We start from the raw sequence: 25,287 nt of genomic DNA, 5'->3' as shown, positions 1-25,287 counted from the left end.
TTAATTATGATGAATACCTATAATAATCCTGTGTTGGAGAATCTTCCTAAGCATTTGCGGAGGTATGTTGTTGAGCAGAATTACGATCGCTATAGTGCAATTGACCAGGCAATATGGCGTTATGTTATGCGGCAGAATTATGCATATCTAAAAGACATTGCATTTTATCCCTACATTCCAGGATTAAGTAAAGCGGGATTGACGATTGAACGAATTCCAAGTTTACAATCGATGAATGATAGATTATCAGAGATTGGATGGGGGGCAGTGACTGTAGATGGATTTATTCCACCAGCGGCCTTTATGGAGTTTCAGGCACATTGCGTATTAGTAATTGCTGCTGATATTCGTCAGATAGAGCATATTACCTATACACCAGCTCCTGATATCATTCATGAATCCTCTGGTCACGCTCCAATCATAGGGGAGCCTGAGTATGCCAAGTATTTACAATATTTTGGTGAAGTAGGTTCGAAGGCGATGAGTTCGGCAAAAGATTTCGAATTGTATGAAGCTATACGTGCGCTGTCCATTATCAAAGAGAAGGATAATGCCAGGGAGGAGGAGATACAGTTGGCAACAGATAGGTTTAATGAAATTTCCTCGAATATGGGGGAGCCTTCAGAAATGGCGTTACTCAGCAGATTGCATTGGTGGACAGTAGAATATGGGTTGATTGGGACGGTTGAAGATTTTAAGATTTATGGTGCGGGGTTATTATCCTCAATAGGTGAAAGTGCCACATGCATGAATTCAAATGTGAGTAAGCTAATTTATAGTTTAGATACGTTAAACTATTCATATGATATAACTAGGCCACAACCGCAATTATTTGTAACTCCAGATTTTGCATATGCATATCGGATATTGGATGAATTTGCAGAAGGAATGTCATTTCGGGTAGGAGGAAAATTAGGAATGGAACGAGCTGTTGCTAGCAATAACATATGTACTGTTGAACTTAGTTCGGGATTGCAAATTTCTGGAAAATTTGTATTTCAAGGTTTAGGTGAGGATTTGCTTGGAGTTAAAACAGTTGGAGCAACGGCATTGGCCTTTGGAAATAAAGAATTAGAAGGACATGGGAAATCCTACCATGTTGAAGGATTTAGTTCGCCAATTGGGAGTTTGTTAGGAGTAAATAAAAAGCTTGAAGAGTGCAGTTTTCAAGATCTGGATTTGATGGGAATAAGGATTGGGAATTTAAAGAGCTTATATTTTGATTCAGGAATATTGGTATCTGGAAAAGTGGAATCTATATTATTTTCGGATAGTGGACAGTTACTGTTGATTAGTTTTTCAGGATGCAATGTTATTCACGAAGCTTCGGGGGAGTTTCTATTTAAAAGTGAGTGGGGGATATACGATATGGCAGTTGGCCATTCAATCGTTTCGGTATATTCTGGAGCTGCGGATAAATTTGCATTTGATCCAGACATAAATCTTTCTTCGATTCGTACAGAAAAACAGGTTATTTCATCAGATCAGCAGGAATTACATGGGTTTTATGCTTCGATTAGATCTGCTAGGGAAAATGGGTTTACCAATAATCAATTGCCAGAGATTTACGACAATTTAAGGGAAAGCTATACGAAAGATTGGTTAGCAGTTATAGAACTTTATGAACTTGCTATTTATAAAGGAGATGGAGAAATGGCAGATAGGTTAGAGGAAGATTTGTTAATTAAGGCCAAGGAGAACCCTGACCTTTCAAAATTAATTTCTGATGGGATGCTTCTTGCAAAGACCCAGCCCATAAACTTGGAATTAGTTAATAAGTAATACTTGCCATGCTTGGTCGATAAAACCATCGTCCAACAATTTAGCTGCATATCGTTGGATTTCATTTTGCAATTGAATTTTATCCTCTTTCCACATTGATAGGAGGCTATTAATATGCTCATCGTTTAGCATTGAATTGTCTTTTTGAGGAATTTCTTGGACATTAGCTAGCAATCCCAATTGATTTCCGGTAAGGATTGATGAATTTCTAATTGATTCAGGTAATTGGTCAACACCAATTCCTAATTTTCTAAGAGGTTTTGGGACTTCAAACAAATTTTCCTTTGTAATTCTGCAGTACCAATTTCCACCAAGTCGAGCGACCAAATCAAGGGCAGCTTGGTCCATATTGTTGTTCTCATCCAAATATTGGCTTTGGATATGCATACAAATAATTTCGGCTAATACGAGGTTACCAGTTCCTGCGCCTTCTTGAATGGTTATAATATCCCTCACCTTACATTCTAATTGTATAGGTGATTCAGCGACCCTTGGGGGACGAATGAATTTTGATTTAAGAGGAGTGAGTCCGGATTTTTTAAACTCATCCACTTCCTTCGGATATTCAGTACTTGCGAGTGAGGTTTGTTGAACCATATCAAAATTCACTATATTAATGACAACCTCATTTACTTCCCTGATATTAGCTAAAGTATGTTTGTCTTGACCGTCTCTCATTCTAGTTAAGGGAGAGAAAACACATACAGGTGGATTAGTCGACATAAAATTGAAATAACTAAAAGGGCTTAGGTTCACATTTCCATTTTTATCGACCGTTGATGCAAAACAGATTGGCCTAGGAGCAACTCCATATTTTATAAGATTATCGAAAAGGGTTCCATTAGTTTCTTGGTCAAATGTTTTTATTTCGTTGAACTGCATATTAAGAATATAAAGGGTTTATTATTCAGTTATTTCTTCCAGGAAGATTTTATTTTCAAGAGTTCCTAATTCCGTAACTTCCATTTTTATTACATCATTAGGTTTTATCCAACGTTCCTGAAAATTAGGATTAATTCTTTTACCGGTCCCGTTAATTTCGAGGAGGCAACCAGTTCCAACAGTACCAGATCCAATTATATCACCTGGGAATAGATTTACGCCATATGAGGCACGTTCAATTATTTCTGCGAATGTCCAATGCATAGAATCCAGATTTCCATTGGAGACCAGTTCATCATTAATCCAGCATTTCATGGTTAGGTTATAGGCATTACCAATATGGTCAATAGGGGTTTTAGATTTATATTTTTCTAATTCATCCATTGTGACCAAATAAGGTCCGAACATACTGGCAAAATCTTTTCCTTTAGCAGGGCCGAGATTTAATTTCATTTCCTGCAATTGTAAGTTTCTAGCACTTAAATCATTCAAAATCATAATTCCAGCAATGTAATTATCGGCGTCAATTGCTTTAATATTTCTTCCTTGTTTATTAATTACGATAGCGACCTCTAATTCGAAGTCCATTTTTTCAAAGTGTTTTGGCATACAATAAATAGGTCCAGGACCTTGGATCGCTTGATGGTTTGAGAAATAAAAGACTGGGAATTGGTCGAATTCAGGAATCATTTCAAGGCCTCTATTTAATCTAGAGGTTTCTACATGTTGTCTAAAAGCATAAGCATCTCTAAAAGAAGTTGGGTTTGGTAATGGGGCGTTGAGTGTAATTTCCGAAAAATCTAGGCCTTCATTTTGAAAGCCATCAATTTTAATGAAATGATCAAGTTCTTTTTTAGTTAATTTTAATCCTTCGGGGCCGAGTTTAATCCATTCTAATGCGGTATTAGGGAATTTATTAGAGATCATATGACTAGGAAAAACTTTTTGGTCTACTACAAATCCTAATTGTTGATTTCCATTTTCAAGATATGTTACAATTTTCATAATGAATTTTTGAAAACTTTGCTTTAAAATTTACAATGGTTATAATATTATGGATATAAGAAAATTAATATCATAATACCATATTAATTTTCGGAATATCTATGTAAATATAGAGTTATAAATTTTATCTTTGAAATAATTGATACCCAATATGAACTTAAGCAACATGAAGCGAGATAACCTTCCACAAGGTTTAATGCCTTATATAAAGGCATTGATAGCCGAAGTTGTTTTTGCCCAATACTAATATTTATAATATTCTTATCCTATTCGCTAATTAGTAGAAATCTAATTAGTGCCTTAATCAATTTTTCATATTATAAACTTAATATTATGCCAATTTATCATCATATGGGAAAAGTCCCATCCAAACGGCATACCGTTTTCAGAAAGGACAATGGGGAGCTATATTCAGAGGAGCTAGTTTCTACGCATGGATTTTCAAGTGTATATTCTTTGGTATATCATTGTCAACCGCCTACGATTGTAAAAGAAATCAGGGATCCTTACGATGTTTCCCCTCGGGTTGGAAGGTCAAAGCACTTAAAACATACGAGTCTAAAGGGATTTCAGATAGTTCCAAAAGCAGATTATTTAGAGAGCCGAGTTCCGGTTTTAGTAAACTCTGATCTACATATATCCTTGGCTGCACCACAAAGTTCCATGGGGGATTATTTTTATAAAAATAGCCAAGCGGATGAAGTTATTTTTATACATGAAGGATCAGGTAGATTGAAAACGGGATACGGTTCGATAGAATTTCATTATGGGGATTATTTGGTTATTCCGAGAGGTGTAATTTATCAGATTGATTTTGATACTGAAAAGAATAGATTATTTATTGTAGAATCGTTTGATCCTATTCGAACACCAAAGCGATATCGGAATGAATTTGGTCAACTGATGGAACATTCTCCATTTTGTGAGCGTGACATCAGGAGGCCGGAAAACCTTCAGACCTACGATGAAAAGGGGGATTTTGAGGTTAAAATTAAGAAGGAAGGCTTAATTTATCCATATATCTATGGAAGCCATCCATTTGATTTTATAGGCTGGGATGGATATCATTATCCATGGGCATTTTCCATTCATGATTTTATGCCAATCACCGGTATGTTGCATCAACCCCCACCGGTTCATCAAACTTTTGAGACCAATTCATTTGTACTGTGCAGTTTTTGTCCAAGAATGTACGATTATCATCCACAGTCCATTCCGGCGCCTTATAACCACAGTAATGTAGATTCTGATGAAGTTTTATATTATGTGGAAGGGGATTTTATGAGTCGGAAGTCAGTTGAGCGAGGACAGATTACCTTGCATCCTGGCGGTATTCCTCATGGTCCACATCCTGGTACTGTTGAAAAGAGCATTGGACAAACTAAAACAGATGAATTAGCTGTTATGATTGATCCATTCAGGCCTTTGATGTTAACGGAGGAGGCTTTAGGAATTGAAGACAAGGATTATTATAAATCATGGTTAGATTAAATCAAAAATAATAAGATATGACAGCAACATTTGCGGAGAAAATTGCAAAAGCCCAAGATTTTTTACCGATCAACGGGACAGATTATATAGAATTTTATGTAGGGAATGCCAAACAAGCGGTGCATTACTATAAAACAGCGTTTGGATTTCAATCTGAGGCATATGCTGGCCCAGAGACAGGGATTCGAGATCGAGCATCCTATGTACTTCGGCAGCAGAAAATCAGGATCGTCCTTACAACAGCATTACGGTCAGACAGTGTGATTTCAGAACATGTAAAAGCGCATGGAGATGGGGTTAAAATTCTTGCTTTATGGGTTGACGATGCAGAGAAGTCTTTGAATGAAACGGTGAATCGGGGTGCAAAGGTATATCAGGAATTGGAAATTAAGCATGACGAATATGGTGAAGTGAGGACAGCAGGGATTTATACCTATGGAGAGACCGTTCATATGTTTATTGAGCGAAAGAATTATTCAGGTCCATTTATGCCTGGCTATAAATCGTGGCAGAGTGATTATCAACCTGAGGAGACAGGTCTATTGTATATAGATCATTGTGTTGGCAATGTTGGATGGGACAGGATGAATGAGACGGTTCAGTGGTACCAGGATGTCTTAGGATTTGTTAACATATTATCATTTGATGATAAGCAGATAAATACGGAATATTCAGCTTTGATGAGTAAGGTTATGAGTAATGGGAATGGATATGTCAAATTTCCGATTAATGAACCAGCAGAGGGCAAGAAGAAATCTCAGATAGAGGAATATTTGGAGTTTTACGAAGGGGAGGGAGTTCAACATGCAGCATTAGCGACCAACGATATATTGGGGACTGTAAAAGCTTTAAAATCACGGGGAGTTGAATTTTTAGGGGCTCCACCAGAAGCGTATTATGATATGTTACCAGACCGAATTGGGGAGATAGATGAAGAGATAAAAGCTATTCAAGACTTAGGAATTTTGGTTGATAGGGATGAGGAGGGCTATTTATTACAAATTTTCACGAAGCCAGTAGAGGATAGGCCGACATTATTTTTTGAGATTATTCAACGTAAGGGGGCACAAAGTTTTGGAGCAGGAAATTTCAAGGCATTATTTGAGGCCATTGAGCGAGAACAAGAGAAGCGAGGAAATTTATAATTGATGAGATGAACTTGATTGTTATGAAAGAATTACTGCAAGCTTTTGAGAAGAAACAGCCAGAAATAGTATTTGAATGGAAAGATACGGAGACAGAAGCAGAGGGCTGGATAGTTATTAATTCATTACGTGGTGGTGCAGCTGGAGGAGGAACACGTATGCGTTTAGGTCTTGACCGTAATGAAGTTGAATCACTTGCCAAGACGATGGAGGTAAAATTTACGGTTTCAGGTCCAAGTATAGGAGGTGCGAAATCAGGAATTAATTTTGATCCTTCAGATCCTCGCAAACATGGAGTTTTGGAGCGTTGGTTTAAAGTAGTAACCCCATTACTAAAGAATTATTATGGTACTGGTGGAGACTTAAATGTAGATGAGATTTACGATGTTATTCCATTGACTGAACAATTTGGATTATGGCATCCACAGGAAGGTGTGTTAAATGGTCATTTTGATATCCGAGAAAATGGAAGAATTCATCAGATAGGTCAGTTAAGGTATGGAGTTTCCAAGGTATTGGAAGATCCGCAATATAGTCCTGATTTAAAAAGGAAATTTAAAGTTGCGGATATGATTACGGGTTACGGAGTATCTGAATCAGTAAGGCATTATTACAGTTTATTTGGAGGAGATATTTCGAAGAAGCGGGCAATCATTCAGGGTTGGGGAAATGTAGCGGCATCAGCAGCTTTTTATTTGAGTAAAGTTGGCGTTCAAGTGGTTGGGATAATTGATAGGATGGGAGGTTTAATTAATCCGGATGGATTTTCTAGAGAGGAGATACAAACCTTATTTTTAAGTAGAAAGGGTAACAGCTTAAGTTCAGATTTTATGGTATCATTTGAGGAGGTAAATTCGAGAATTTGGGATTTGGGGGCAGAGATATTCATTCCAGCGGCAGCTTCTCGATTAGTTTCTAAAGAACAAGTTCAGCAAATGATAGGTCATGGGTTAGAGGTAATTGCATCTGGGGCGAATGTTCCATTTGCAGATCGTGAAATATTTTATGGACCCGTAATGGAATATGCAGATCATCATGTTGCGGTAATTCCTGATTTTGTTGCAAACTGTGGGATGGCAAGAGTATTTGCCTATCTGATGCAGCCAAATATTGAAATCAGCGATGAATGTATTTTCAATGATGTTTCAGCCGTTATTCGGGATGCAATAGAGAAGATTTATTCTTATTTACCTGATTCAAGGACAAATTTTTCTTCTAGAGCGTATGAATTAGCACTAAGGCAGTTGTTATAAAAAGAAAAAAGCATGGGGGTTAGAATACCACCATGCTTTACAAATATTTTTGGATATTATACTTCTTCTCTTCTTGTTCTAATATATTCTTCTACTATTGGGAGATCAGCGTTAGCCCAATCAAATCTAAATAATTCGGTTCTGTCTACCCATAGGACCTGTTCATGTTCATTAGCTTTCAGCTCTCCATTTTTAATTGTACAGACAAAAGGGTAGAGTGTTAAAGAGAAATCAGGATAATGATATTCCACTTTAGTAAGCTCTTCGAGGATTTCGACATTTATATTGATTTCTTCAAGGACCTCTCTTAGCAAACATTCTTGCAAGGTTTCTCCCTCTTCCAATTTTCCTCCTGGAAACTCCCATTTTAGAGGAAGTTTCATTTCGGCAGATCTTTGACAAATTAATAATTGTTGATCTTTTTCTATTAAGGCACAAGCAACATGTATCATCAAAGTAAATATACTAAATTGAGGGTGGAAAGCTTTAAAATTTTAAATAAAGTATGGTTAAAAATATTAAGTATTAAAAATAAGGCTTTTACGGTAATTTATTAAAGTCGATTTGTGGATTTTGATTCGAGTTTTCGAAAATGAATTTTGAGTTCGGTGTCACTAATTCATTAAAGAATCCTCCATTTTTAAGAAAAAATCCATTTTGATTTTTACCACCAATTGCGTCTATACGTTGCTTGGCTTTGTAAGTATTGTCGACGGTAAATTTAGCTTGATCCACCTTTTTCCAATTTCCGGAAACAGTTTTTACCCATTGATTTTTATAATTCGCAGTTCGTTCAAGATATCCATTGTTAGGATAAAAATTTTCCAAAAAACTATGGAATCCAGTGAGATATTTATTGGTTTTAGGTCTTTTAAAACTTGCAATCAATTTCCATTGGTTAATTTCTGGAGCAAAAAACCAAGCGGTATAATCTGTTTTTCCATTTCCATCAGGTTCAGCTTTGAGCAAGAATTTGTAGTTAGTTCCGGCTTTCCAGTTGTATTTGAGAAAACTTTGTCCACCAGATCCTTCATTTCCAAATTCTCCAGTATGTACGTCATTTCCTTTTTTATTAAGGATAATTTTTTGATCATCAGGAATTGCGTTCGGGTCATCGGTGGAAAAAGGGCTCCATACTGAGAATAATATTCTTCGTTCATTTTGGGAGTTTACCTGGAATCCGAAATAACCTTCACTGAATCCATTGGCCATAAAATATGAACCAATAGGGTCAGAACCTTGAGGAACTTCGATTTCAGAGTAATAGTAGTTTATATTTTCTGTAGTTGGAATAGTATATGATAAGTGACATGAAGGACCTCTTCTTGCCCAATAATAGTATTCAGGATCATTGCTATAAATTACTCCCATGCTAGTTGCATTTCCAGAAATAGAGAAGCTTTCAACCTCGGCGAAGGATTGGCCAGTTTTTGTTAAACCTTGCAAATCAATTTTTACATATCCGGTATCGACTTTGAAATCTCCAACAATGTGATTTGGACCTTGATTAGACTTTAATGTTATTGTTTTCTGTTTATCATTGACGGAGACTTTTATTTTGCTTGTAGTTTCATTGTTTGCCTTATTGGTATTCAATGTCAATTTTAAGGTTCCCGCTTTATTAATTCTTACATAAGTACTGATCATACTTTTTTCGGAGGTCCAATTTACGAGACCATTTTTCGAGATGGTTTCTCTTGAATCATTTGCGATGGTTGTTACGAATGCATTTCCATCCAGAGGAACAATATAGGTTGAATCATTTTCGGAAAGCTTAGGAGAGCCCGTCAATGATTGTTTAGCACAAGCGAAATTCAATACAAGAAAAACAAAAAAGGGGAAAGCACATGGTAATCGAAATCTAGATATTTTCATTTGGTTATTTATAAATTTATTGAAGATAATGAAGGATGAATTGAATTAAAAATTTTAAATGAAAGCAAACGATTGATTAAAATTTCGATGGAAAGTATTGTTCGGTCTTGAGATAATATAAATAGATTTAGATTGTATGTTAAGACATCTAAATTTAGTATTAAAAAACCAATCTATTTATGACAGTTCTACCTCATAGTTGGTAAAAAAAATTATATTTACGCAAATAATTGAATTGATTTGAATATTTCTTACAATTCATTTACTTGGTGATTTCTAATCCTATGAATTAAACTGATGGTCAGTGCATGAGAAAGAGTTTTTTATTTCAATTTTATTTCATATTTATAATCTTATTAACTGACAGTTTTGTTACAAATGGTCAAAGTAAAAGCGATAGTCTGAGTAAATATTCGATTGATGAACTTTTTGACAAGGCATTTGAAACACGTTCCACAGACTATTTAGATTATTTAAGTAAGAAGAAGTTAAGCCAAGATGAGGAGAAGGATCTGTATCGTTGGTATTATTTTCTAGCCTCCACGAACGGTAAATTAGATCTCACCTTACATTATTTGGAAAAGTTAGATTCCATTTCCAAATCTACAAATGACCCGATCAATCAGTTTCTTGCAAATTTAGGAGTAGCAGAAGTTTACTATAAAAAATCTGATTATGAGCAAAGTAAGCAATCATTTGAACGGGCACAGAAATTCATAAAGGATTTTCCTGAAGGAATAGAAAGATCACTTGCCAATGCTGAGTATTCTTATTTCTATTATTTGAGTGGGAACTTTGATGTTTATATAGTTGAATTAGAAAAATCAATTTCAGATTTAAGGAAGTTAAGGAAAAACATTTCGGAATCTGAAAGCGCATATTTGGAAAATTCCATAGCCACAATCGGAGTTAATCTTGCTTGTGGCTATATAATGAAAGAAGATTTTGATCAGGCTGCGTTAAATTTAAAAGAAGTTGACAGCATTTATGCAACAAATTTCAAAGATGCTGTAAACAGTACTTCAGTACATACTTTATTAGTGAAGGGTAAGTATCATTTTTTCAAGAAGGAATTTGAAAAGGCGATTCCATATTTTGAGGAAGTTATATCAATCGATAAGGATATTGACTTTCAAGAAGAGGCTTATATGGCACAAGTATTTTTAGGAATTATATATTACCAATTAGGGGACTATCCGACCTCATTGATGCATACCGAAATTGCAATTAATCATCCAATGGTTGTTGCAGATTATGTGAAGTATGAGATGGAATCTTACCGCTATGCATATTTAGCAAGCAAGCAATTGGGAGACACAGAAAAGTCGTTGAAGTATTCTGGGTTATTTATGGAGCAGGATGAGGAATTAAATGACAATAAAAGATCTAATTTCATTAATTCCTTCATTAATAATCTGGAAGTTGGTAAACTTCAAGATGATTTATCTGCAAAGAATAGCACTAATTTTTTATTAAAGTATATCTTATTTGGGTTAGCGGTATTAATTGCAGGATTGGGAATTATTTTGTTTTATCAATTTAAGGAGAACAAAAAAAATAAACAGAAGATTTCAGATTATTTAGCTCAATTAAACGCAGATAGCCAGAAAAAGAATATAAGTCAGGACAAGCGAAAGGACTTATCTTCAGAAGAAGTCAATGAGCAAGGTCAAAGTCAAGAAATAGATGAGAAGACGGGTAAAATTTTAGATAAGTTAGATGAGTTTGAGGAAGGCGATCTATACGTAGATAGTCGGATGAGTCTTGCCTTTTTAGCCAGTTATCTATCAACTAATACGATTACACTTTCAAAAATAATTAATACCTATAAACAGATGAATTTCAATGATTATATCAATGGTCTACGGATTCGATATATTATTGAGAAGATAAAGAATGAGCCAAAATTTGAGCAGTATAAAATCTCCTATTTAGCTGAGGTAAGTGGCTTTTCGTCCCATAGTATTTTTAGCAAAGCCTTTAAAAAAAGTACAGGAGTAACTCCATCACAATTTTTGGACTATCTTAAAGAAGAGGTTGATAAATAGGGTTTTATTAACATAGGTCTACCTTAATTATATAAATCAATTAACACAAAATTCGAACTGCAATTGATAGATCCATATTTTTGGGTGATGCATTTTTATGTTATATCAAAAAATAAGGGATGTTTAAATTATTTAGGAAAAAAGCAGATTTGCCATTTCATGAAGAAAATTGGCAGGTTTATACATCTAGCATTAATAATCAAATAGCTTCGATCATAGTTGATCTAAATGTTGCAGATCTTGCGCCCATTTCGAATCTTACAGAAGTTTTTTACTTGATTATACCTTTTGATTTTCCATCGGCTGAAGGCTTGCCGACGATGGAGAGCTATAAACATATTAATGAGGTTGAGGATAAAATTGCGGATCTCAAATTTCGATATGCTCCGCAATTATTGCATGTTGCCACTATTTCAATGAGTTCTGAGCGGTTGCAAATGTTTTATTGTCATAAAATAGGCGATGCCAAGGATTTTTTAATCCAGATTGATAAAACCTTCTTAGAGGAATTAACATTTCAAGTAGACCATCGGGAAGATAAGAAATGGGATGATTACTTTACATTAGCCTATCCAACAGCATTTCAAATGGAAATGATAAAAAACCGATCCAATCTTCGGGCTCTGGTTGATGCTGGGGATCGATTAAGTAAAGAAAGGCTCATTTATCATAATCTAAATTTTGAGAAGGAAGAAGATTTAAATGAGTTTTTAGATTACGCTAGGCAGGAGCAATTTAGTTTAACCTCGAAAGTTCTCAGCCAGGAAAAATGGCGGATCTGCATTTCGCGATTAGATTTCCTTTCTTATGAATCGATAGACAGTTTATGTTTACCAATTTGGGAAAAGGCACAGGTTTACAATGGTAACTATGATGGTTGGGAAACCGATTTGATTTTAAGATAGAAAATAATATACATACACTAAAAGGAAAAAAAATGTTTATAAACGTTCAACGAGTTGAAGAAGGGTCATTTGCTGCGGATCATTTGCAAAATCCAGTTAATCCAAATAATTTAATGGTGTTAGGAATTTACAGGAATTATATAGGTACAGCATTTAGTAAGGGTTATTCAAAGAAGGCAGCACCTATTTATTGGGATACAGTAACGGGGAAAACTATTTCAAGGCGGAAATGGACATCAGATATGATTAGCTATGCGAATAAGTGTTTAGGGGAAGTTAGGCCAGCTCCATATAAGTTTAAATTAACTGTTATAGGATATATCTTTTTATTGGGAATTATTGGCTTATTTGGATATTTGATTTATGATAGTGTAAAACCTTCTGTAAATTCATCGGCAGCAGTTGCGTCAAGTTTAGAGCAAAAGATTGAAGGAGGAGATCTATATTATGGTCGATTTATGGAGATTGATCCAACCACTAAAATGAGTAAACGAGCAGGTTATGGATGGTTTAAAGTGATGGATGCAGGAGCAGAGAGCATGTTAGTATCAATGAGTACTGAAATGAGTAGTACACATAAACCATCAAATGAGATGAATAGTAGTAGTTTTGAAAAAGAATCCATTCCTATGGAAATAAAGAATCAGGAGAGTTTTCAAATTGACCTAATTTCAAAAGATGGTTCCTACGAAATCACTTTTTCTGAAAAAAAATAAAAGATGGGAATTAAAGAAGGAATTACAGCAAAGCAAGTCGTGAAAATATTTTTAATCTGTTTAGTAGTTGGATTTTTCTTATTTGTGTTTGCCCTCTTTCAGACCTGTAAGACCAAGTCTACAAACATCAGTAAAAAGGAGCCATTTAAGGATTTCATAGGTAAAGAATTAGTATTAAAGAGGCCAGTTCGATTATTTATGGAAAAATATCCTACACGAAAGGATTATCCGTATGTATTATCAGATACGAATATGCATAGTTGGTCAACCTATACATCGATGTTGCAAGCTGATGTCCTTGAGATTAAATTGAGTGATACAATTTCGGAAAATTCAAAAATAATATTTGACAAAGCAATTCAATACACGCCAGGAGTTTCGGGCTTTTCGAGGTCCAAACTTTTTGGAACCTTGAGCAGTACAGAAGGAAAAACATATAAGGTTGAGGTTTCCTGGGGCAAGTTGAACTCCAATCTTGATTGGAAGGGCAGTCAAAAGGCATATAAATTTGAGTTAGCCCCTTGGCAGAGCGAAGCTGACACAGCATCCTATTATCTTCCGGATGCACAGTGGTGGTAAAGAATAGGGTGGAGCTTATATTTTAAGTTTATCTTTTATTTTAGGGAAAATTAATTTAAACCAGAAAGTGTATTGATCTGGATTATTTTGTACATCCATTTCTAATTCAACAAGGTTGACATTTTTGATGGCTTTAATTTCATTTGGGTTTAGATTGAATTTATTGTCGGTATATTTTCCGATGAAGATATGGTCAAATTCATTTTCCCAAAGACCATTTTCTAATTTTTCTTGATAGCTAATTTGGAGAATTTCCTGGATATCAACATGGATTCCCATTTCCTCAAAGGTTCTTCTTTTAGCAGCGTTCAAGGTAGTTTCGTTTGGTCTGGGGTGTCCACAACAGGAGTTTGTCCAAAGGCCGGGGCTATGATATTTGGACAGTGCTCTTTGTTGTAAAATGAAATTGTTGTTTTCATCAAGGAGGAAAACAGAGAAGGCTCTATGTTTTTTATTCAATACATGAGCTTCTTGTTTTTCCATTTCGCCGATTTCTTGATCATTCTGATCCACTAGAATTACATATTCTTCCATAGATTTGACTTAGATTTAGGTATAATTCCTAATATATAGATTAAAGGGAATTTAACCTAAATTCTTAGAAATATCTTTTATAAATTGATCTACGGATGACTCTTGAGTTGCCCAAGAGGTCACTATTCTAAGAGTTACCATGTTATCTTCCAGTTTTTCCCAAATGTAGAAGTCATATTTTTCCATTAATTTTTCTGCAATCGAAATGGGCAAAATAGGGAAAATCTGGTTACTTACAGGTTCAGTAGCAAAATCATAACCATTCTGTTTAAAGATGTTTGCAATTTTAGAGGCTAATTTATTTGCATGAAATCCCAATTCAAAGAACAAATCATCTTGAAATAGTGCTAGGAATTGTGCTCCCAACAATCTTCCTTTAGCCATTAAAGCTCCTTTTTGTTTCAGGGTAAAATCGAAACCCTCTGCCAACCTTTTATTTTGGAATACAATTGCTTCTCCCAATAATGCTCCATTTTTTGTGCCCCCAATATAAAATACATCAGCAAGTTTAGCGATTTCTTGAAGAGTAAGATCATTGGATTGTGAAGTTAAGGCCGTTGCAAGTCTAGCGCCATCAATAAATAGAAGAAGGTTATTTTTCTTACAGCAATTTGCTATATCTTGAAGTTCATTTTTAGAGTAAACGGTTCCAAATTCAGTAGATTGGGAAATATAAACCATTGCAGGTTTGACCATATGGTTGTCTGTATGGTTATTAACGATTTTTTGAATTTCTGCGCCTTTGATTTTTCCATTAATATTTGGTATTAAGTTTATTTTATGACCGGTATTTTCAATGGCACCAGTTTCATGTACTTCAATATGCCCACTATCAGCTGCAATTACAGATTCATAAGGTTTTAGGAGGTGGCTAATGACCAATAAATTAGCTTGGGTTCCACCAGATACAAAAAATACCTGGGCATCTGGATTTTTAGTTGCCCGGATAATATATTCTTTAGCTTTTTGAGATATACTATCTGCTCCATAGCCAGGCTCTTGCGATAAATTTGTTTGTTGAAGAAGTTCTAAAACTTTGGGATGTGCACCCTCGCTGTAGTCATTTTTAAAACTGATTTTAGATTCCATGCGTAAATATAACTGTTTTCGGAAATGAATGGGATGAAATAGAAAAGAGGATAGTTAAAAAAAACTATCCTCTTTTTACTAATATAGAATTGAATTCTTATTTTCCAAACATACCTGCAAGGCTATCAAGGATACTACCTTTAGTACCTTTATCATTTTTTTGATCGAAGAACTGACCGACTAAATCTCCTAAACCTCCGGAAATGTTGGGTTGGCTATTAGTAGGTTGATTTTGTTGGTTATTTCCACCAGCAAGAACAGAACCAATTAAGTCACCAATTCCACCAGAAGATGAAGAAGAGTTCCCCCCACCAAGAATATTCCCCAATAGGTCACCTATACCTCCACCTGAACTGTTATCATCTTGGTTTTGACTTTGTTTTTGCTTTCCGATATAAGCCATGATTAAAGGGGCTAATAGAGCAAGGATTCCACCGATTTTGCCCATACTTATTCCAGACTTTTCTGATAATGATTCCTTGACATTTTCGGTGTTTTTTCCGAATATATGGTTTACCATCTTATCTTCATCTTCTGTAGGACCTTGATTAAAAAGTCCAGTAAGATTTTCCAAAATTCCAGCAGAACTTTTGGAGTCGATTGCTTGTTGAATTCCTTGGGCTTTTTCAGGACTTTTTTGGGCATTATAATTTAATGCAGAAATCATTAAAGGAATTGCAGCAGACACGACCCATTGCGTCTGATTTTTATCGATTCCTAATTTTTCAGATATTCCTTCAGTAGCTTGTGAGCCGAGGCTTCCTGATATTAAGTCTGTAATGTTCATTTTGTAGAATGTTTTAGTTTATAAATGTTATTTTTATGAATCAAATATATTGCCAAAAATACCTTTATGAATAAAAGTTTTATAAACCTATTTGTACTTATAATTTTGTTTTTTTCTGGATGTAAAAACGGATCGGATCAAGAAGAAAATCAACAAGTAGCAGGGATTACATTAGATTCTAAATTATCTGAGATTATTTTTAAAATGCCGACTCATTGCATTGAAATTGAATATCCAAATAAATTAGGTCAGGTTTTAGGATCGGACACAGATTTAAAAAGTCCGAAAAGTTTAAGACCAGTATTTTATGGTTGTTTTGATTGGCATTCTTCAGTTCATGGATATTGGTCTATTATTAAATTATTAAAGCAGTTTCCAGAATTAGATCATGATGGGAAAGTAAGGTTATCATTGAACCAACATATTACACCTGCAAATGTTGCAATAGAGATTTCATTTTTCAATGATAAGAATAATTTGGGATTTGAACGTACTTATGGATGGGCCTGGTTATTCAAATTGCAGGAAGAATTATCAACTTGGGATGACAATGATGGGAAGCGTTGGAAAGCTACTTTGCAACCATTGGTTGATCTGTTAGTCCAACGATATATTGAATATCTTCCAAAATTAGTCTATCCAATTCGTGCAGGACAACATGATAATTCTGCATTTAGTCTTACACTATCATTGGATTATGCCAATACGGTTGGAGATGAGTTGTTTAAAAATGCAATTATTGAGAATTCTGTGCGACTTTTTCAGCATGATAAGCATTGTGATCTATCTTATGAGCCAAGTGGGTACGATTTTCTTTCACCTTGTCTGGAAGAGGCCTATTTAATGAGTAAGGTACTAGGGAAATCTGAGTATTTAAGTTGGTTGAAGAATTTTATGCCAGATTTATATAAAAGCTCTTTTGCATTATCGCCAGCGATCGTTAAAGATCGGAGTGATGGTAAATTGGTGCATTTAGATGGTTTGAATTATAGTAGGGCTGCTTGTTTATTTGGATTATCGAAGGTAGACCCAAAATTGGCACATCTTAAGAAGGTGGGAGTTGATCATTTTAATTATTCCATTGGGAATTTAAGTGCAAAGGATGATTATATGGGAAGTCATTGGTTGGGCACTTTTGCATTATATGCGGTTGGGAGACAGTAGGTGTGTGTTAGACATAAGAAATGACATAAGAGCCGTGATAGTTTCAGATGGGAGTTAAGGGAAGGGGGGAAGAGTTTTGTTTAGTAGGGGTGATATTTTTGGGTTAAAAAAACATTTCACACCTACGGTGTTGATTTGAATTTTATATTTTATTCCAGCCCCAAAAGGGGCTGGCTATAGATATGACACTCCTACGGAGTTATGGATATGACACTCCTACGGAGTTATGGATATAGCCCTCCTACGGAGTTATGGATATAGCACTCCTACGGAGTTATAGATATAGCACTCCTATGGAGTTTTGGTATTGTGCATCTAGATTCAGCAGATTGGGATTAATTTGTTATCTGTTAGTTTAACAGGGACACGGTGAATTTGGGTAAATCCATCTTCGGTGCTAATAATTGCGGAAAGATCAATACCACGACTTGACAAGGTACTTAAAAGTGCGGTTCTAAAAGCTGTTTTATTAGCTCCCCAATTTGAATTAACTAAATCATTGTTAAGGATTACTAATTCATTTGTAGAATAGTTTTGGAATTGTTCAACAAGATGCTGTTGAAGAGGTTTTGTGTTAGACATACAATTAATGTTTAAAGGGTTTAACCATAATTGCATTCAGATAGTCATCAAGACTTTACGATAATCATTTATTTTGGCATGATGCCCGTATCGATTTACCACCGCGGTGATTTTCACTCGGTTGGTATTGCACTTGCAATTCTGAATACTCTACAAACTTAGTAGATTAAATTTAAAAATGCAAAGGTTTAGAAAAAATAGTTGAGAAAAGAATTAAAGTTCTTTTCTCAACCTAGCAACAGGGATATTCATAGCTTCCCGATATTTTGCTACGGTTCGACGGGCAATAGAATAACCTTTATCTTTTAAAATTTCGGTAAGTTTTTCATCAGCTAAAGGTTTTCTTTTGTCCTCATTAGCAATACATTCTTCAAGGATTTTCTTGACTTCTTTATTAGAAACCTCTTCACCAGATTCAGTTTGAATAGCTTCTGAGAAGAAAGATTTCAAGAGAAAAGTTCCAAATTCTGTTTGTACATATTTGGAGTTAGCGACACGAGATACGGTTGAGATATCCATTTCAATTTTATCAGCGATATCTTTTAATATCATTGGTTTAAGCATTCTGTCGTCTCCAGTTAGGAAGTAATCATATTGATACTCCATGATTGCATTCATTGTTTTGAGGAGGGTTTGCTGTCTTTGTTTGATTGCATCAATGAACCATTTAGCAGAATCCAGTTTTTGTTTAACAAATTGGACTGCTTCGCGCATTTTTTTATCGTTTTTTTCGGCCTTTTCATAATGTTCGAACATTTCTTGATAAGATCGAGAAACTCTAAGTTCCGGAGCATTCCTACCATTAAGGGTTAAATGTAGTGTTCCATCATTATTAGAAATATGGAAGTCCGGGATTATTTGCAATTGTTTACCTGCAACAGCGCCAGAGTCTCCAGGTTTAGGGTTTAATTTTAAGATTTCATTTACGATTTCTCTCAATTCCTCTGAATTTACCCCTAGTTGTTTTTCTATTTTATCATAGTGTTTTTTGGTAAATTCATCCAAATAATTTTCTACGACCAACATAGCCTGTTGAATAATGGGATTGTTTTGGTCTTTTTTTCGGAGCTGTATAGCCAAACATTCCTGAAGGTTTCGGGCACCGATACCAGCAGGGTCGAAAGACTGAACGATTTTAAGCATTTCTTCGACATCCTCTTCTTCTACAATAACGTTTTGAGAAAATGCCAAGTCATCAATGAGAGATAGCAGGGGTCGTCTTAGGTATCCGTCATCGTCCAATGAGCCAATTATTTGTTGTCCAACGACATAGTCTTTATCAGAAAGGGCTAAAAGGTCGAGTTGATTTTGGAGGTTTTCATAGAAAGAATCTTGGACGGCAATTGGAATTTCCTTTTTACCTTCGTCATCATCGTGGTCATATCCACCACCGTAGTCTCTATAATCATCCTCTTGGATATATTCATCTACACTAAATTCATCTTCGTAGTTATTATCTTCCATGTTAAAGTCATCATCAGGATCTTTATCTGGATATTCTTCAACAGGATCATTCATGTTAGCCAAGCTTCCATCTTCCAATGCAGGATTTTCTTCAAGTTCTTCTTTGATTCTGGCGTCTAAGGAGACGGTTGGTACCTGAAGAAGTTTAATGAATTGAATTTGCTGTGGTGATAGTTTCTGTAATAATTTTTGTTGTAAAGTTTGTTTTAACATGTCCCCAATAATAATTCAGGTAAAAATAGCGATTAATATTTAATAAGATAATAAATAAGCTAAAGAAAAGGGAATTGGGTACAGTTTTTGCTTGTGAATTTGAGATTAACCAGGCTGATTAAAAACCAAAAAACACATTTGTTAAATTTCGTTAATTTTTATTTGAAGGTTGATTTTTGGGTTAATTGATACGATTTTTTCCAAAGTTTTGTTCATATTTACCGTATGTTTAAACGTGTTCGGAACAAATTTTTGCGCATCGCACTGATTGTTATTTACTTTATAGTTTTATTTACATGTGCGGTTCAAATTAACTTTCTGGGATTGTTTGGTTCCTCGCCAACGAAGAAGGAAATTTTGTTACCTGAACTAAATGTTTCATCAGAGTTATTTACAGCAGATTCTGTTTTAATTGGACGATATTACAAGCAAGATAGAGATCCAGTTCCTTATGATAGTATTTCAAAAAACATTATAAACGCCTTAATAGCGACGGAGGATGTTCGTTTTATGCGTCATCATGGTGTAGATTTTTTGGGTTTGTTTGGGGGATTGTTTTCAACATTAAGCGGGAGTGATCGAGGCGCGAGTACCATTACCCAGCAGCTTGCAAAGAATTTATACCGGACAAGATACCAAGATTCTCAAGGATTGTTGGGAAAGATTCCGGGGGTTGGATTAATCGTAACAAAATATAAAGAATGGATGACTGCTTTTAAGCTGGAGAGTAAATACAGCAAGGAGGAAATCTTAACGATGTATCTAAATACGGTATCCTTTAGTAATAATGCCTATGGTATTAAATCGGCCTCTGTTCGATATTTCGATAAATTACCGAGTGAGGTTTCGGTCAATGAAGCGGCGGTATTAGTGGGTATGTTAAAAGGTACGACCTATTACAATCCAATAAGAAATCCTAAGAATGCACTTCAACGGAGGAATGTTGTTCTAAACCAAATGGCGAAGGAGGGATATTTAAAGAGCGAAGAGGTTTCGAAACTGAGCAAAGATTCATTGGGATTAAATTTAAACAATCAGGAGGTTAGGAATTCAAACGATTCGTATTTGCGGACTGCCGTAGAAAAATGGTTGGAAGATTGGGCAACGAAGAATGAGGTTGATATTTTTACGAGCGGTTTAAAGATCTATACAACTATTGATTCGAGGATGCAGAAGATTGCAGAAGAAGTTGTTGCGAAACAGATGAATGAATTGCAATCGCGATTAGATAATGTATGGGGAGACGAACTGCCATGGCGAGATAAGGAGGGGAATATTATTCCAAATTTTTTGGAGGATCATGCGAAGAAATTGCCTATTTATACTTCGTTAATGAAGAAATATAATGATGAGTCAAGAGTCATTGAGGAATTATCGAAGAAAAAGACCATGGATGTATTTACCTGGGATGGAATGGAGAAAGTAGAATATTCCAGTATGGATTCCTTAAGGCATTATCTAACGATGTTGAATACGGGGATGATGGCTATGGATCCCTATAATGGAGAGATTAAGGTATGGATAGGAGGGATAAATCATGATTATTATAAGTTTGATCATGTGAATCAAGCTAAGCGTCAAGCTGGATCGACGTTTAAGCCGTTTGCCTATGCGGCAGCATTAGAATCTGGGATGGCACCATGCGATAAGTATACGGATAAACCTGTTAAGATAGAGTTTATCAATAACAAAGGTGAGCATGAGATTTGGGAGCCAAAGAATGCGGATTGGACATTTTCACATAGTGAGATGTCGCTAAGACATGCGATGGCTCGTTCATTAAATACGGTTACTGCACAAATTACGGAGCAGGTAGGATGGGATAAAGTTGTTGAGATGGCACATTTATGTGGTATTGACAGTAAATTAGAGTCTGTACCATCGGTTGGGTTAGGTTCGAATGATGTTTCTGTATATGAGATGGTTCGAGGCTACAGTACATTTATGAACGAAGGGAAGCGTACGGAACCTGTACTGGTTTCAAGGATAGAGGATAAGGATGGGAATATTCTTGCGGAGTTCAAGACTGAGACCAAACAGGCCATTACGGCAGAAAATGCATGGTTAATGGGTTATATGTTGCGTGGAACGATAGAGGAATCGGGAGGTACATCTCAAGCGTTGTGGGAGTGGGATTTATTTAAAGATGAGAATGAGATTGGAGGGAAAACTGGGACATCGTCTGACTATGTAGATGGATGGTACATGGGGGTTACAAAGGATCTTGTAGCAGGAGTTTGGGTTGGTTGTGATGAACAAAGTATTCACTTCAAAAGTTCTGCGACAGGAGAAGGATCAAAAACAGCTTTACCAATCTATGCACTATTTATGGAGGAGCTGTACAAACATCCGGAGCTTGGGGTGACTTTTGGTAAGTTTCCAGAATCAAGGGTTGAGATTAAAAAGAAATATAATTGTCCTGGTCCAAGGATTCGTTCCCGAAGGGAAAGTGATAGTACAGGAGTTTTGGAATCAAATTCAGATTTACCAGCGATTGTCTTGCCGGACGTTAATCAGAATGAGTCTAACCAAGAACAAGAAGAAACGAATTAATCAATATAAGTGCATTGAAATTATTATTTTTATTGACTAATCCTAAATTATGAGATTAAAGCATATATTCTTTACAAGATTATTAAGTATAAGCCTTGTTTTCACGGTGTTGATATCTTTAATACCTTCTCAGGTTGAAGCTCAGTATTTTGGGCAGAATAAGATGAGGTATAAGAAATTGGATTTTAAGGTTTATGACACACCTCATTTCAATATATACTATTATCTTCAAAATGATTCGATGATGAATTGGATTGCGAAGGAATCAGAGGTTTGGTATGAGTTACATCAGCAGGTATTTCAGGATACGTTTTCGCGGAAGAATCCGATTATATTGTATAATAACCATCCGGAATTCCAGCAGACCACGGCAATTTCCGGAGAGATTAGTGTAGGAACTGGAGGAGTAACGGAGGCATTCAAGCAGCGAGTTGTGATGCCTATTATGCAAATCAATCAACAAACGCGTCATGTTTTAGGGCACGAGCTTGTTCATGCCTTTCAATACCGGGTATTGATTGAAGGGTCAGATTCGACTCGATTAGAGAGTATTGCCAACTTGCCATTATGGATGGTTGAAGGTATGGCGGAATATTTTTCGATAGGGAAGAAGGATGCATTTACGTCGATGTGGATGCGGGACTCATATGCTAGGAATGATTTACCGAGTTTACGTCAAATGACGGAACAGTCTAGTAAGTATTTTCCATACCGCTATGGTCAGGCCTTTTGGTCATATGTTGGTTCTACGTATGGTGATACGGTTATTATGCCATTATTTATTGAAACTGCGAAATATGGTTATGAAAATGCGATTCGCAGGGTTTTTGGATATGATGCGCAAACCATGGGTACCTTGTGGAAAAACAGTATGGAGAATTCCTATAAGAATTTAGGAAAAGATACAACTTCGAATCCAATTGGGAAGTTATTGCTTTCGACAAAGAATGCGGGACGGATGAACGTTTCACCTGCAATTTCACCGGACGGGAAGTATGTTGTTTTTTTATCGGAAATGGATTTATTTAGTATAGATTTATTTTTGGCAGATGCTGAAACAGGAACAGTTGTTCGCAAGCTGGGCAGTCGATTAACCAACAAAGACATAGATGAATTCAGTTTTATAGAGTCAGCAGGTACATTTTCGCCGGATAGTAAGAAGTTTGCATTTTCAGTATTCAGTGAAGGGAAGAATAAGCTGATGATTGTTGATATTGAATCCGGGAAGACTCTTTCAGTAGAGGCGATGGGAGATATTGCGGAATTTACTAATATCACGTGGGCACCAAATGGCAGTTTGGTTGCATTTTCGGGATTAAAGAATGGTCGAAGTGATATCTATACTTATGATTTAGAATCAAAGAGCCTTAATCAACTAACTGATGATAAATATTCTGATTTTCAGCCGAGTTTTTCTAGAGACGGGAAATTTATAGTGTTCAGTACGGATCGAATGTCCTTAGAATCATCCAGTAGGAGTGTAGATATTCCGATGAGCTTAGCAGTTGTTGATGTAAATACAAAGCAGATTCGTGAAATACCAGTATTTCCTGGTGCAAATAATTTAAATCCTCATTTTTCATCTTCAGGAAAGGAGATATACTTCCTTTCAAACAGTGATGGATTTAGAAATATGTATAAGATTGTAATAGAGACTGCTCAGGTTGAGAGGATGACAGATTTCTTTACAGGGATTAGCGGTATTACAGAATATTCACCAGCGATGAGTGTTTCTGCGAATGATGATATCATTTATTCGTATTTCAAGAACAATTCCTTCACGATTTATAAGGCAAAAAGTTCGGAATTTGAATCGGTTCCGGTAAATGCTGGTGAAGTTAATATGCAGGCGGCGATGTTGCCACCTATTCAAAGTCGAGGTGTTGATGTAGTGAATACGAATCTATTCAATTTTAATGCCTACAATCGGATATCGAATGGACAGATACAGGAGATTCCATATAAGCCGAAATTCAAATTAGATTATTTAGCGAATAGTGGTGTTGGTATGTCTGTAGGGTCGAGGTATGGCGCTGGGATTGCATCGGGAGTACAGGGGATGTTTTCGGATATCTTGGGTTATAATCAGATTTTTGCGGCATTAAACATCAACGGAGAGATTTATGATTTTGGTGGACAAGTAGCTTATATCAACCAACGGAGTCGTTGGAATTGGGGGGGCTCGATATCCCATATTCCATATCGTTTTGGTTTTTACAACTACGATCAAAGAGATTTAGGTCAAGGAATAGAGCCGGTTTTGGATCAGTATTTGGTTCGATCCTTTCAGACTCAGGTGGATGGTTTTGTTGCGTATCCATTTAATAGGCATCATCGATTTGAAACAGGAGCTGCGGCATCATATAATTCTTACCGAGTAGATCGGTTTACCCAAAGCTATTATAATTATTATGGGACTAGGGATCGTGTTCCGAATGATGAAGCGGCAAAGGCGTTGGGTGTTGCGAATTTAGATCCATTTAATCTGATGCAAGTCAATGCCGGTTTTGTGGGGGACAATGCTGTTTTTGGAATAGCTGCCCCATTACAGGGTTTCAGATATAGGTTAGGTGCGGAGCAGTATTTTGGGACATACAAATTTACTGCATTGAATATAGATTTAAGGAAATATCAAAGGATCAAGCCAGTTACTATAGCTGCGAGGGTTTACTCGTATATGCGTATGGGAGATGATGCTGACAAATTGTATAATATTTACATTGGCTATCCATATATGGTTCGAGGATATGAAGCGAATTCCTTTGGTCCAAATAGTATGATTGGTTTTAATGATTTGTCGGGTTCAAAAATGGTCGTTGGTAACTTAGAATTAAGGCTTCCGTTTACTGGTCCAGAGAAGTTGGCGGTCATACCTTCAGGATTATTATTTTCAGATTTAAATTTCTTTATAGATGGAGGACTTGCATGGAGAAATGGGAGTACAATACGTTGGAAAAAGACAGATGCAGATAAATTAACAGAAGAAATAAATGGTGAGATTTATTCAGGTTATGATCCGAATGTGACGATGCCGGTATTTAGTGCAGGAGTATCGTTGCGCGTTAATTTATTTGGGGCGATGATTTTAGAGCCGTATTATGCTATTCAATTAAATAACCCTACAAGAGAGAAGTTTGGGACCTTTGGATTAAACTTTGCGCCTGGCTGGTAGTCTAAACTAGAGTGCGGGTGATTTGGTTGAAGGAGAAGGTTGTTAAGG

Annotated in this window: 20 protein-coding genes; 11 read left to right on the top strand and 9 right to left on the bottom strand. The window is 35.9% G+C overall.

Annotated elements, in window-relative coordinates; translation table 11 throughout:
* The first annotated feature begins 6 nt into the window (after nt 1-6).
* Entirely contained in the window at nt 7-1,782 is a 1,776-nt protein-coding gene (locus tag E0Y80_RS06120; RefSeq protein ID WP_317163527.1) for an aromatic amino acid hydroxylase, read from the top strand.
* Here E0Y80_RS06120 and E0Y80_RS06115 read toward each other — a convergent pair.
* Nucleotides 1,768-2,664, bottom strand: coding sequence for a flavin reductase family protein (locus E0Y80_RS06115; RefSeq protein WP_156306741.1), 897 nt, complete (start codon nt 2,662-2,664; stop codon nt 1,768-1,770). The two genes, E0Y80_RS06120 and E0Y80_RS06115, sit on opposite strands and share 15 nt — an antisense overlap.
* A gap of 21 nt (nt 2,665-2,685) precedes the next feature.
* On the bottom strand, nt 2,686-3,669 hold the full coding sequence (locus tag E0Y80_RS06110) for a fumarylacetoacetate hydrolase family protein (protein WP_156306739.1): 984 nt from the start codon (nt 3,667-3,669) through the stop codon (nt 2,686-2,688).
* 333 nt (nt 3,670-4,002) lie between these two features.
* Between E0Y80_RS06110 and E0Y80_RS06105 the strand changes: the two genes are divergently transcribed.
* Genes E0Y80_RS06105 through E0Y80_RS06095 form a run of 3 tightly spaced genes read left to right on the top strand, consistent with a single transcriptional unit; the run spans nt 4,003 to nt 7,558 of the window.
* On the top strand, nt 4,003-5,160 hold the full coding sequence (locus E0Y80_RS06105; RefSeq protein WP_156306738.1) for a homogentisate 1,2-dioxygenase: 1,158 nt from the start codon (nt 4,003-4,005) through the stop codon (nt 5,158-5,160).
* Between the two features lie 17 nt (nt 5,161-5,177).
* Nucleotides 5,178-6,305 carry a 4-hydroxyphenylpyruvate dioxygenase gene (gene hppD / locus E0Y80_RS06100; RefSeq protein WP_156306737.1) on the top strand — a complete coding sequence of 376 codons (1,128 nt, stop codon included), beginning with the start codon at nt 5,178-5,180 and terminating at the stop codon, nt 6,303-6,305.
* Nucleotides 6,306-6,328: 23 nt separating this feature from the next.
* Nucleotides 6,329-7,558, top strand: a complete 1,230-nt coding sequence (locus E0Y80_RS06095) for a Glu/Leu/Phe/Val dehydrogenase dimerization domain-containing protein (RefSeq protein ID WP_156306735.1) — start codon at nt 6,329-6,331, stop codon at nt 7,556-7,558.
* A 56-nt stretch (nt 7,559-7,614) separates the two neighbouring features.
* Here the strand turns inward: E0Y80_RS06095 and E0Y80_RS06090 are convergent, their stop codons facing one another.
* Nucleotides 7,615-8,010 carry a (deoxy)nucleoside triphosphate pyrophosphohydrolase gene (locus E0Y80_RS06090; protein WP_156306733.1) on the bottom strand — a complete coding sequence of 132 codons (396 nt, stop codon included), beginning with the start codon at nt 8,008-8,010 and terminating at the stop codon, nt 7,615-7,617.
* Between the two features lie 88 nt (nt 8,011-8,098).
* A complete protein-coding gene (locus E0Y80_RS06085) occupies nt 8,099-9,433 on the bottom strand; it encodes a DUF3472 domain-containing protein (protein ID WP_156306731.1) in 1,335 nt (444 codons plus the stop codon).
* A 308-nt stretch (nt 9,434-9,741) separates the two neighbouring features.
* Here E0Y80_RS06085 and E0Y80_RS06080 point away from each other — a divergent pair, with 308 nt between their 5' ends.
* From E0Y80_RS06080 to E0Y80_RS06065, 4 genes are all read left to right on the top strand, one after another.
* A complete protein-coding gene (locus tag E0Y80_RS06080) occupies nt 9,742-11,481 on the top strand; it encodes a helix-turn-helix domain-containing protein (protein WP_156306729.1) in 1,740 nt (579 codons plus the stop codon).
* 119 nt (nt 11,482-11,600) lie between these two features.
* Nucleotides 11,601-12,386, top strand: coding sequence for a DUF695 domain-containing protein (locus E0Y80_RS06075; RefSeq protein ID WP_156306727.1), 786 nt, complete (start codon nt 11,601-11,603; stop codon nt 12,384-12,386).
* A gap of 32 nt (nt 12,387-12,418) precedes the next feature.
* Nucleotides 12,419-13,102: a hypothetical protein gene (locus E0Y80_RS06070; protein WP_156306725.1), complete on the top strand. Its 684-nt coding sequence runs from the start codon at nt 12,419-12,421 to the stop codon at nt 13,100-13,102.
* Nucleotides 13,103-13,105: 3 nt separating this feature from the next.
* A complete protein-coding gene (locus E0Y80_RS06065) occupies nt 13,106-13,681 on the top strand; it encodes a hypothetical protein (RefSeq protein WP_156306723.1) in 576 nt (191 codons plus the stop codon).
* A 15-nt stretch (nt 13,682-13,696) separates the two neighbouring features.
* Here E0Y80_RS06065 and idi read toward each other — a convergent pair whose 3' ends face one another.
* From idi to E0Y80_RS06050, 3 genes are all read right to left on the bottom strand, one after another.
* Complete coding sequence (idi, locus tag E0Y80_RS06060; RefSeq protein WP_156306721.1) at nt 13,697-14,215, bottom strand: isopentenyl-diphosphate Delta-isomerase; 519 nt, start codon at nt 14,213-14,215, stop codon at nt 13,697-13,699.
* Between the two features lie 51 nt (nt 14,216-14,266).
* A complete protein-coding gene (locus E0Y80_RS06055; RefSeq protein ID WP_156306719.1) occupies nt 14,267-15,304 on the bottom strand; it encodes a threonine aldolase family protein in 1,038 nt (345 codons plus the stop codon).
* A 97-nt stretch (nt 15,305-15,401) separates the two neighbouring features.
* On the bottom strand, nt 15,402-16,091 hold the full coding sequence (locus tag E0Y80_RS06050) for a DUF937 domain-containing protein (protein ID WP_156306717.1): 690 nt from the start codon (nt 16,089-16,091) through the stop codon (nt 15,402-15,404).
* 66 nt (nt 16,092-16,157) lie between these two features.
* Here E0Y80_RS06050 and E0Y80_RS06045 point away from each other — a divergent pair, with 66 nt between their 5' ends.
* On the top strand, nt 16,158-17,255 hold the full coding sequence (locus E0Y80_RS06045) for a DUF2891 domain-containing protein (RefSeq protein ID WP_156306714.1): 1,098 nt from the start codon (nt 16,158-16,160) through the stop codon (nt 17,253-17,255).
* A gap of 321 nt (nt 17,256-17,576) precedes the next feature.
* Here E0Y80_RS06045 and E0Y80_RS06040 read toward each other — a convergent pair whose 3' ends face one another.
* Together E0Y80_RS06040 and rpoN are read right to left on the bottom strand one after the other, a co-directional pair.
* The gene (locus tag E0Y80_RS06040; RefSeq protein WP_156306712.1) at nt 17,577-17,837 is read right to left on the bottom strand and encodes a 5-oxoprolinase; all 261 of its coding nucleotides are present in this window, start codon (nt 17,835-17,837) and stop codon (nt 17,577-17,579) included.
* Nucleotides 17,838-18,050: 213 nt separating this feature from the next.
* Nucleotides 18,051-19,514, bottom strand: coding sequence for an RNA polymerase factor sigma-54 (gene rpoN, locus E0Y80_RS06035; protein WP_156306710.1), 1,464 nt, complete (start codon nt 19,512-19,514; stop codon nt 18,051-18,053).
* A 225-nt stretch (nt 19,515-19,739) separates the two neighbouring features.
* Between rpoN and E0Y80_RS06030 the strand changes: the two genes are divergently transcribed.
* Together E0Y80_RS06030 and E0Y80_RS06025 are read left to right on the top strand one after the other, a co-directional pair.
* The gene (locus E0Y80_RS06030) at nt 19,740-22,067 is read left to right on the top strand and encodes a transglycosylase domain-containing protein (RefSeq protein WP_156306708.1); all 2,328 of its coding nucleotides are present in this window, start codon (nt 19,740-19,742) and stop codon (nt 22,065-22,067) included.
* A gap of 49 nt (nt 22,068-22,116) precedes the next feature.
* Nucleotides 22,117-25,239: a DPP IV N-terminal domain-containing protein gene (locus E0Y80_RS06025; protein WP_156306706.1), complete on the top strand. Its 3,123-nt coding sequence runs from the start codon at nt 22,117-22,119 to the stop codon at nt 25,237-25,239.
* The last annotated feature ends 48 nt before the right edge of the window (nt 25,240-25,287 follow it).

The organism is Sphingobacterium endophyticum, from assembly GCF_009733535.1.
Classification (GTDB): domain Bacteria; phylum Bacteroidota; class Bacteroidia; order Sphingobacteriales; family Sphingobacteriaceae; genus Sphingobacterium; species Sphingobacterium endophyticum.
The sequence above is the reverse complement of the archived record's forward strand: the minus strand, read 5'-3'. Positions and strand labels throughout refer to the sequence as shown.

Coding starts and splice junctions, on each gene's coding strand:
- E0Y80_RS06055 (WP_156306719.1), bottom strand. CDS start 15,304: ATGGAATCTAAAATCAGTTTTAAAAATGACTACAGCGAGGGTGCACAT.
- E0Y80_RS06045 (WP_156306714.1), top strand. CDS start 16,158: ATGAATAAAAGTTTTATAAACCTATTTGTACTTATAATTTTGTTTTTT.
- idi (WP_156306721.1), bottom strand. CDS start 14,215: ATGGAAGAATATGTAATTCTAGTGGATCAGAATGATCAAGAAATCGGC.
- E0Y80_RS06030 (WP_156306708.1), top strand. CDS start 19,740: ATGTTTAAACGTGTTCGGAACAAATTTTTGCGCATCGCACTGATTGTT.
- E0Y80_RS06090 (WP_156306733.1), bottom strand. CDS start 8,010: ATGATACATGTTGCTTGTGCCTTAATAGAAAAAGATCAACAATTATTA.
- E0Y80_RS06105 (WP_156306738.1), top strand. CDS start 4,003: ATGCCAATTTATCATCATATGGGAAAAGTCCCATCCAAACGGCATACC.
- E0Y80_RS06080 (WP_156306729.1), top strand. CDS start 9,742: ATGAGAAAGAGTTTTTTATTTCAATTTTATTTCATATTTATAATCTTA.
- hppD (WP_156306737.1), top strand. CDS start 5,178: ATGACAGCAACATTTGCGGAGAAAATTGCAAAAGCCCAAGATTTTTTA.
- E0Y80_RS06115 (WP_156306741.1), bottom strand. CDS start 2,664: ATGCAGTTCAACGAAATAAAAACATTTGACCAAGAAACTAATGGAACC.
- E0Y80_RS06070 (WP_156306725.1), top strand. CDS start 12,419: ATGTTTATAAACGTTCAACGAGTTGAAGAAGGGTCATTTGCTGCGGAT.
- E0Y80_RS06065 (WP_156306723.1), top strand. CDS start 13,106: ATGGGAATTAAAGAAGGAATTACAGCAAAGCAAGTCGTGAAAATATTT.
- E0Y80_RS06095 (WP_156306735.1), top strand. CDS start 6,329: ATGAAAGAATTACTGCAAGCTTTTGAGAAGAAACAGCCAGAAATAGTA.
- E0Y80_RS06120 (WP_317163527.1), top strand. CDS start 7: ATGATGAATACCTATAATAATCCTGTGTTGGAGAATCTTCCTAAGCAT.
- E0Y80_RS06025 (WP_156306706.1), top strand. CDS start 22,117: ATGAGATTAAAGCATATATTCTTTACAAGATTATTAAGTATAAGCCTT.
- E0Y80_RS06050 (WP_156306717.1), bottom strand. CDS start 16,091: ATGAACATTACAGACTTAATATCAGGAAGCCTCGGCTCACAAGCTACT.
- rpoN (WP_156306710.1), bottom strand. CDS start 19,514: ATGTTAAAACAAACTTTACAACAAAAATTATTACAGAAACTATCACCA.
- E0Y80_RS06110 (WP_156306739.1), bottom strand. CDS start 3,669: ATGAAAATTGTAACATATCTTGAAAATGGAAATCAACAATTAGGATTT.
- E0Y80_RS06075 (WP_156306727.1), top strand. CDS start 11,601: ATGTTTAAATTATTTAGGAAAAAAGCAGATTTGCCATTTCATGAAGAA.
- E0Y80_RS06085 (WP_156306731.1), bottom strand. CDS start 9,433: ATGAAAATATCTAGATTTCGATTACCATGTGCTTTCCCCTTTTTTGTT.
- E0Y80_RS06040 (WP_156306712.1), bottom strand. CDS start 17,837: ATGTCTAACACAAAACCTCTTCAACAGCATCTTGTTGAACAATTCCAA.